The 8,548-nt window shown below is 33.4% G+C and carries 8 protein-coding genes; 4 read left to right on the plus strand and 4 right to left on the minus strand.

The window, feature by feature from the left end; all coding sequences use genetic code 11:
- Positions 1-55: 55 nt before the first annotated feature.
- From ACY2RS_RS12615 to gcvT, 4 genes are all read right to left on the minus strand, one after another.
- A complete protein-coding gene (locus tag ACY2RS_RS12615) occupies positions 56-634 on the minus strand; it encodes a pseudouridine synthase (RefSeq protein ID WP_490099020.1) in 579 nt (192 codons plus the stop codon).
- A 2-nt stretch (positions 635-636) separates the two neighbouring features.
- Entirely contained in the window at positions 637-918 is a 282-nt protein-coding gene (locus ACY2RS_RS12620) for a 4a-hydroxytetrahydrobiopterin dehydratase (RefSeq protein WP_490099021.1), read from the minus strand.
- A 414-nt stretch (positions 919-1,332) separates the two neighbouring features.
- Positions 1,333-2,178, minus strand: coding sequence for a sugar nucleotide-binding protein (locus ACY2RS_RS12625; RefSeq protein ID WP_490099022.1), 846 nt, complete (start codon positions 2,176-2,178; stop codon positions 1,333-1,335).
- Positions 2,179-2,294: 116 nt separating this feature from the next.
- Positions 2,295-3,377 carry a glycine cleavage system aminomethyltransferase GcvT gene (gene gcvT, locus ACY2RS_RS12630; protein WP_490099023.1) on the minus strand — a complete coding sequence of 361 codons (1,083 nt, stop codon included), beginning with the start codon at positions 3,375-3,377 and terminating at the stop codon, positions 2,295-2,297.
- A gap of 296 nt (positions 3,378-3,673) precedes the next feature.
- Between gcvT and ACY2RS_RS12635 the strand changes: the two genes are divergently transcribed.
- The 4 genes from ACY2RS_RS12635 to ACY2RS_RS12650 all read left to right on the plus strand — a co-directional run bounded on the left by ACY2RS_RS12635 (position 3,674) and on the right by ACY2RS_RS12650 (position 8,216).
- On the plus strand, positions 3,674-5,059 hold the full coding sequence (locus ACY2RS_RS12635; RefSeq protein ID WP_490099024.1) for a S41 family peptidase: 1,386 nt from the start codon (positions 3,674-3,676) through the stop codon (positions 5,057-5,059).
- Between the two features lie 163 nt (positions 5,060-5,222).
- Entirely contained in the window at positions 5,223-5,966 is a 744-nt protein-coding gene (locus ACY2RS_RS12640) for a hypothetical protein (RefSeq protein ID WP_490099025.1), read from the plus strand.
- A 181-nt stretch (positions 5,967-6,147) separates the two neighbouring features.
- A complete protein-coding gene (locus tag ACY2RS_RS12645; RefSeq protein WP_490099026.1) occupies positions 6,148-7,305 on the plus strand; it encodes a serine hydrolase domain-containing protein in 1,158 nt (385 codons plus the stop codon).
- Between the two features lie 146 nt (positions 7,306-7,451).
- Complete coding sequence (locus tag ACY2RS_RS12650; protein ID WP_490099027.1) at positions 7,452-8,216, plus strand: DUF6090 family protein; 765 nt, start codon at positions 7,452-7,454, stop codon at positions 8,214-8,216.
- The last annotated feature ends 332 nt before the right edge of the window (positions 8,217-8,548 follow it).

Genomic DNA, 8,548 nt, shown 5'->3' on the forward strand with positions numbered 1-8,548 from the left:
CAGCGGCGCCGTCCTACCAGCTAATAACTACTTAAAATCTACCAACGTCTAACGACTAAAGACCAACGTCTATTTCAACAACATCCCCAGCATCCATATTTTCAATACTAAATGCTCCAATTCTAACACGAACCAAACGCAGTGTGGGAAAGCCAACAGCTGATGTCATTTTACGTACTTGTCTAAATTTTCCTTCTGAAATGGTGATGGAAATCCATGAAGTGGGACCGTGACGTTCGTCTCGTATTTTTTTTGCACGTTTTGGAAGGGTAGGAGGTACTTCAAGTAAACGCACTTTACAAGGTTTTGTTAGATACGCGCTATCGTTTACAGTAATACGAACCCCTTTTTGGAGTTGTAAAATTTCCGAAGCGCCAATGATCCCATCTACTTGCGCATAATACTCTTTTTCAATACCACTATTATTTACATGGTAACTATACGCTCCGTTGGTAGTTAATAACAATAAGCCTTCACTGGGTTCGTCTAGTCTACCAATAGCCATCGTGCCATCTGGGAAATCATATAAAGAACCTAGAAATTTCTTGTTCTTGGCATGTCTATCATTAGTGGTAAACTGACTCACCACACCATAAGGCTTAAAAATTTTAAAGTACAAATGTTCTTTGGGCATCCTTAGCCAATTAGTAAATCGATGATGGCTGCCAACTCAAAGTCTTTTTCAGTAACGCCATCGGCATCGTGGGTAGATAAAAAGATTTCTAAGGTATTGTAGACATTGGTCCATTCTGGGTGATGATTGAGTCGCTCTGCTTCAAAAGAAATACGCATCATGGCAGCAAAAGTTTCCTTGAAATTTTCAAACTCGAAGCGCGCGTATAATCCTCCCTCGACATAATCCCAACCTTCAAATTGAGCAAGTTTTTCTGTGATTTGAGCTTCGGTATATTTTATCATGGCTTTGGATTTAATAGATGGTAAAGGTAATTAGAAAGAATTGAGAGGCAAAGGTTCAAAGTTTCAAAGTGGCAAAGTTTTAAAACCCCAAAAGTCTTCGACAGGCTCAGACTGACAATTTTATAGCTTTTAATATATTATAACTTACTGTCACCCTGAGCTTGTCGAGAGGCGTTTGTATTGTGCTAAATTTTAAAGAGTATAGAAGTTTAGGTGTTAGATTATAATTTGCTATAACATCCCCCTAACCCCCTTCAAAGGGGGAATTATTCTTTTAGGGTTTTAGGTAATTCTTACACCCAATTTTTAATTTTACTTAAAACTTAAAACTTAAAACTTAAAACTTAAAACCTATTACCTAACAACCTACCAGCGAAGCGTTCTACTACCTATCAGTAAACGGTGTCCTACCTACTAATTCCTCACTGATATAATATCCTCCAACACACAGTTATCAATCACATCTGCTACGGTACATTGATAATTTTCTGGGAGTTTATTATGTTTGGGTAGGATAGCTAGATATTGGTCGTCGTTAGATTTAAAGATACTTTTAAAAATGGGAGTTTTATCACCTAATTTTTCACAAATCTCAGTAAAAAGATCTTGGTGGTGTATCATATCTGTACTAGCCAAGTGAAAAATACCTGCACCATCTTTATTAATAATGTAATGTACTTGCTGCGCAATTTTATCGGCAGTAGTAACACTAATTATGAGGTTTGGGTAAACATCAAAAGCAGCTTGGTGTTTTATAGCTTGTTTAAGTTGTATCATTCTAGGCGCATAGGCTCCTAATACCATTGGGAGTCTTAAAATGGCAGCTTTAGATGCAATTTTTTCGAATATTAATTTTTCCGTAGAAATTTTAAACTTACCATATTCACTAAGTGCGGTAGGTCGATCTTCTTCATAGCTTGGTAGACTAGAAAGTCCATCAAATACATTTACAGACGACAAGAATAAGAGTCTACAATGCTCTTGTGTATTGATGTACTTACAGACATCTTTATGAGCGTGGTATTGTGCTTTAAAATTTCCGCGTAGCGCAGAAATAATGACTGTAGGTTGCACTTTTTCTAGTAGTGTAGTAATGTTACTATTGTCTACGTCGTAGTGATAAAATGCTTTATTGTTTTCGTAAAGTTCATGTGCAGAATAATAGGTGCCATAGGTGTCGTAATAGGAGCAAAGCTCTCTATAAATTGCGCCGCCAACGTAGCCGCTGGCTCCTAAAATAAGTATTCTGTGTTTTTGCATGTCCCTCACCTTGCTTTATCTTAGATTATCCAACATAAAGCTGTAACATCCCCCTAGCCCCCTTCAAAGGGGGAATTATTTCGGATGTATTTTTTATTGTTGTTTTTACTATCAAACTACTTTTTATAAAAAGGCAATTTAACCACCGTTGCTGGAACTGCTTTTTTACGAATTTGAATGTGTATTTGAGATCCTACATCTTTAAATACAACAGGAACATAGCCTAGCCCAATACCAATACCCATAGAAGGTGACATGGTGCCACTGGTTACATTTCCTATGGTTTTTCCTTGACTATCTACAATATCATATCCTTGACGCGGGATGCCACGTTCGTTAAGCTCAAAGGCCACCAACGTTTTTTCTACACCGCGTTCTTTTTGTTTTTTTAAGGCTTCGCTATTTACAAAATCTTTATTGAATTTGGTGATCCAACCCAAACCAGCTTCTAAAGGCGAAGTGGTGTCGTCTATATCATTTCCATAGAGGCAATATCCCATTTCTAAACGTAGGGTATCTCTAGCTGCTAAACCAATTGGTTTGATGCCCCAGTCGGCACCCGCTTTGAGTACGTTCTCCCAAATTTGCACTACTTCGCTGTTTTTGCAGTAGATTTCAAATCCGCCGCTTCCTGTATATCCAGTTGCACTTATAATAACATGCTCAATGCCTGCAAAATCTGATACTTTAAAGGTGTAAAACTTGATTGCCGAAAGATCTTCACTGGTCAAGCTTTGCATGGCTTCTACAGCTTTAGGTCCTTGTATGGCTAATAACGAATAGTCTTCACTAATATTTTTAAGCTCGGCACCCATGCTGTTGTGCTTGTTAATCCATGCCCAATCCTTATCAATGTTAGAGGCATTGACTACCAATAGCCATTTTTCGGCTTCCAGTCTGTACACAATAAGGTCATCTACCACACCGCCATCTTCATTAGGGAAACAGCTGTACTGTGCTTGTCCGTCCACCAATTTTGCAGCATCATTACTACACACACGCTGAATCAAGTCTAGCGCATTTGGGCCCAACACAAGAAATTCTCCCATATGGCTCACATCAAAAACACCCACACCTTCGCGAACGGTTTCGTGTTCAATGTTAACCCCTTCGTAAGAAACGGGCATGTTGTATCCTGCAAAAGGAACCATTTTGGCACCCAAGGCAGTGTGTATGGCAGATAAAGCTGTGTCTTTCATGGAGATATATGTTTTGTTTGCTTCGGAAATATTCGTTTCCTGAGCACTGTTTTTGTTGCTTAAAATTTCAGAAACAAATATACCTCTAGAGCACTAGGCGAACCAAATTTTTTATGGAGATAGTTTTGAAGTTATTAATAAGCAGAAATATCTTTTTAGATTAGATATTTGGAATCCTAGTAAATTGTAGAGGTAACGATATTTTGATTTTTTTTTGAATATCGGAAATATAACATGTTGCGCTTAATATAATGTAACATTCGTAGGTTTTACTCGTATTTTGTTAAAACGAAATAATGAAAAACCAATATATCCTTACAATTTTTATTTTTGCATTATTCTCACAACATACTTTAGCCCAACAATCCGAAAAAATGTTTGGCCAAAATGAGATTATAGAAGATTTAGACTATCTCAACAACTCATTAAAAGATGCTCATTATAACCTTTACGCATATACCTCAAAAGAAGATTTTTCTAAGAATTATAAGAATATAAAAAAATCTATTACCAAGGATTCTGTTTCATTATTACAAGCAACTACAATTTTTCAAAAAGTAATATCTGCCGCAAATAACGGTCATACAGAAATAGATTTCCCTGGAGCATCTTATGGAACATATGCTTATAGTGGTGGAACGATATTTCCATTGGAAATTGCTTTTGAGAATAACAAGAATTTAATCCGAAAAAACTTTTCTAATAATCCTAATATTAAAATTGGTTCAGAAATAATAAGGATAAATGGAATGCTAATGAAAGATGTATTGGCAGAAATTTACCCGCAAATTTCTGCTGAAAGAACATATTTCAAAAATGCCAAAATCGAAATGTATTCATTTCCAAGATACTACTGGCAGGTTTTTGGAAAAGTAGATTCTTTTAACATTGAAATCCAATCAAAAGGAAAGGTAATCAAGCACTTGATAAAAGCGGTTGACCTAATTGAAGGTTATGAAATACCACGAGATGAAGTTCTTAACGCTCCAATGAAACTTAAGTTCTATAAAAATACAGCTTATTTAAATCCTGGAGATTTTTCAGGTGATGAACAAAAGTATAAGAAATTTATCGATTCATCTTTTGCTCAGATACTAAATAATGGTGTAAAAAATCTTGTTATAGATTTAAGAAATAATCGTGGTGGAAACGATTCATTTAGCGACTATTTGGTTTCTTATTTTGCCACTAAACCTTTTAAATGGGCTTCTAGTTTGAATTTAAAAAGCAGTCAACATTTAAAGGATTATATTAGGCGAAACAATGATACTACTGATAAATATTTCAAAGAAATATTGGAGCAGCCAAATGGAAAAAAATATACTTCCAAAATAGAATTTTATTCACCTCAAATATTTCGCAAAAGGTTTAAGGGTAGAACGTATGTTCTGGTAAATCGTCAATCATATTCTCAAGCTGCAGTGGCAGCAGCTCAAATTCAAGATTACGAATTTGGGACTATTGTAGGAGAAGAAACTGGAGATTTCCCGACTCTATATGCTTCGCAGTTTCAATACTCATTACCCAATACTGAAATAATTGTAAAAGTATCTAAAGGTCAAATCGTTCGAGTTAATGGAAGTACAAAACAAGAAGGAGTAATTCCTGATATAAAAATTAAAGACCATTTATTAGATGAAGAAGATGAGATACTAAATGAGCTTTTGAAAAAAATGAATTGAAAGTACTAAGCACAACAAGGAAAAGCTTCCAATACTTACTTTTTTTATTCTGAAAAAACAAGTATCACTCTTATTTGTATAATTTCAAGTAACTTAGTAACTGAAAACCGCATCGGAAAGCTTTACAAAACCGTTGTGCTTCATTATGACAAACCGCTAACCAATGATAAAATTCTTTAGAAAAGTAAGACAAAAACTAGTCTCTGAAAACAAATTCAGCAAGTATCTGATTTATGCCATTGGAGAAATAATTCTTGTGGTTATTGGAATTTTAATTGCTCTTCAAATTAACAATTTGAATGAAAGTCAAAAAAATCAAACTTTAGTTGATACTTATAAAAAAAACCTAATCGAGAATCTTGTTAAAGACAGTTTAAATATTCAAACTAATTTTATAAAAATAAATGAAGATTTAGAAAAAATTGAGGATTTTGAACTTCGAGTTTCAGAATCTAGTGAACCCTTTAACACAATTGTTGATATCGCACGTAAAGAATACGATTTCAAAATATACGCCTTTATTGACTATGAAAATGAAACATATCAAATCCTAAATTCTACTGGTCATTTGGCATTATTTAGTACAAATTTGGCTGATGAATTAAATTCATTATATAATCTTCAGGAAACAGCTTTAAAATATCAAAACAAGTCAATGGATACATATTTAGAAAACCTCTCAAACTATTCGAGAAATTATCCTTTTAGCTTTAGGAATAACCTAATTAAAAACGGAACCATAGCCGCTGATAAATTCTGGAGTAATATATCTCTAATAAATCACGCGACGGAATTTAATTCACTAATTATTTTGAAGAGTGATAATTACAGATTGTCTTTGAAACAGTTGCCTATTATACAAGACAGAATTAATCAATTATTAAAAACACTTCGTAAACAAAAATAGCGAAAGCACAACACCGTGTATAATTGCTTCGCCTGTTCGCTGCGCTCGAGTCATTACTAGTTATAGCCTACTTACGAAAGTCCTCGCGGACTTTCTATCTGTGATTTATTTGCTAACTTTAGTGCTTAAACACACAACGAAATCATACACACAAGCGTTAGCTATAATTTGACCAACAATAATGAAAAAACTGATATTCATATTAATTCTTGCGTTTTTTTCTTGTAAATCACCGAATAAAGAAATTGATACCAGAGCATCTTCGGAACTGGAAGAATTAAAATCAAGTATAGATTCATTATTCAAATCCAAAATTGAAGATAACGAACCTGGTTCAGCTATATTGGTTTCTTACAACAATGAAATTCTAATTAAAAAAGCGTTTGGGTTAAGAGACTTGGAAAATGATAAAATGATTTCCAATAACACTAACTTTAGAACAGGTTCTATTAGTAAACAATTTACAGCATTGTCTACTTTAGATTTGATAGACAAAAATAAACTAGCATTAAATGATTCTCTTTACAAATTTTGGCCATATCAAATTTTTAAAGATATAACAGTTAAAAATTTATTAACTCACACCTCTGGTCTTCCTGATTATAGCAATCATTTTGAGAAAAATTGGAATAGAAATTCCATCGTGACAAATGAGAATATTTTAGAATGGCTATCAACAAACCCTGATAAAATGTTCAAAGCAGGAACTGACTATGAATATTGTAATACAGGCTATATAGTTCTTGCACATTTAGTAGAAATGTTAAGTGGAGAACCTTATGCAACATATGTTCAAAAAAACATCTTTGAAAAAGCCAATATGAAAAACACCCAATTCTTTAGTTTGTCTAATCCAAAAGATATTAAAGAAAGAGCATATTGTTATGAAAAAGATAGTTTAGGAAATTGGAATAAAGTAGATGGAAATTATATGAATGGAATTATGGGTGGAGGTGGAATGTACACCAATATCCATGATTATTATAATTATAACAATGCTATTGACAAACAATCGATTTTATCGAAAGAAATACATAATGTAATATTTAAACCAAATAGTCCTTTAATACCAGTAAATGAGGGTTATACATTTAGCTTTCTAAATGGTAAACAGCAACATTATGGAATGGGATGGTTTGTAACCGACAAAATTGCTCTTCACGGAGGTGCTTGGAATGGTGCAAGAGCAATGGTAGTTAAAGATTTAGATAGACCATTAACCATTGTTGTTTTTCTGAATTTTGATTCATCCGAAATAAGAAATGAGCTAATTGAGTCGACTTATAAGCTGGTTGAAAAATATTTAAAAACTGCAGCTAACAACGTATATAAAAAATAGCGGCTGATGGTTAAGAAGATGAAAAATCTTACATTTATCTTTAGACTATAAAACACCAAATATAGTATATTTAAAAACAGCGTAAATTCAATTTTAATCTGTAGCCATATTTCAGGACAAGACATTATTTGACCAATCAATAACCAATGATCAAACTCTTTAGAAAAATTAGACAAGACTTGCTTTCAGAAGGTAAAACTGGAAAGTATTTTAAGTATGCTATTGGAGAAATAGTTCTAGTTGTTATGGGGATTCTTATCGCATTGTGGATTAATAATCTGAATGTAGATAATCAACAAGACAAGGAAAGATTAACGTTAATTTCCAATCTTAAACAAGAACTTAATGAAAATTTAAGCCAGTTTAATGAAAGAACTAAACGTTTAAAGGATACGAACAAAAACCTTATTGAGGTCTTAAATTTTTCAGCTGGCAAAAATGATAATGTGTCTTTAGATAGTTTAAGATTGTATGTTACAAATGCCTTGAATTTAGAAACAGCATTACTAAATAACTCGAGATTAAGTAGCGCTAAATCATCAGGTAAATTCAGTTTACTGTCTGAAGATATAACAACATCACTTACAGATTATGAGACCTCAATCACTAATTACCTTAAATTTATAGATTTCACAACCTTAACTTTTGATGATGACTGGTCAAAGTTAAGCATTAGGTTTAATTCTTTACAGGAAGCTCATAATATGCTCTATCCTGAAACCAATCTTGCTGCACATCCAGAATTTGCTTTAGATAATGAAGCATTAGCTACATATTTAAAAGAACCTCAAACATTTGGGCTACTTCATAAATATTACACAAAATATATGGTAGAGAAGTTTTGGCTAATAGAATTAAAGTCTCGAATTAATTCTTCTCTTGAAACCATCGAAAAGGAACAGTTACCATAAAGTTTACCAGGCGAATTAGTCACAATTTCATATAAGCAGTATAGGCAGTGAAAAAACATAGTAACAAGTAAAAAAAATCATCCGTGAAAATGAGAAAGAACTTGAAAAAAATAACGAAAGCAAAACACCGTGTATAGCTCATTGCGGCTGAATTCCTAATCGGAATTCATTGCTATTTGCTATCTTTCGGTTACGGCGGAAAATTATAGCTGATTTTCCGCAACGAGCCATACACAAGACCGTTAGCAGAAATTATGACTCGTCCTGAATAAAGGCTACATAATTTTAAACATTATGTACAAAAATGACAAAGTAATTAGACGGTATTCTGA

This window comes from Patiriisocius sp. 208BN25-11 (assembly GCF_058147145.1).

What these genes read in the sequence shown, in the direction of transcription:
- ACY2RS_RS12615 (WP_490099020.1), bottom strand. Translation starts at nt 634, where the DNA reads ATGCCCAAAGAACATTTGTACTTTAAAATTTTTAAGCCTTATGGTGTG.
- ACY2RS_RS12620 (WP_490099021.1), bottom strand. Translation starts at nt 918, where the DNA reads ATGATAAAATATACCGAAGCTCAAATCACAGAAAAACTTGCTCAATTT.
- ACY2RS_RS12625 (WP_490099022.1), bottom strand. Translation starts at nt 2,178, where the DNA reads ATGCAAAAACACAGAATACTTATTTTAGGAGCCAGCGGCTACGTTGGC.
- gcvT (WP_490099023.1), bottom strand. Translation starts at nt 3,377, where the DNA reads ATGAAAGACACAGCTTTATCTGCCATACACACTGCCTTGGGTGCCAAA.
- ACY2RS_RS12635 (WP_490099024.1), top strand. Translation starts at nt 3,674, where the DNA reads ATGAAAAACCAATATATCCTTACAATTTTTATTTTTGCATTATTCTCA.
- ACY2RS_RS12640 (WP_490099025.1), top strand. Translation starts at nt 5,223, where the DNA reads ATGATAAAATTCTTTAGAAAAGTAAGACAAAAACTAGTCTCTGAAAAC.
- ACY2RS_RS12645 (WP_490099026.1), top strand. Translation starts at nt 6,148, where the DNA reads ATGAAAAAACTGATATTCATATTAATTCTTGCGTTTTTTTCTTGTAAA.
- ACY2RS_RS12650 (WP_490099027.1), top strand. Translation starts at nt 7,452, where the DNA reads ATGATCAAACTCTTTAGAAAAATTAGACAAGACTTGCTTTCAGAAGGT.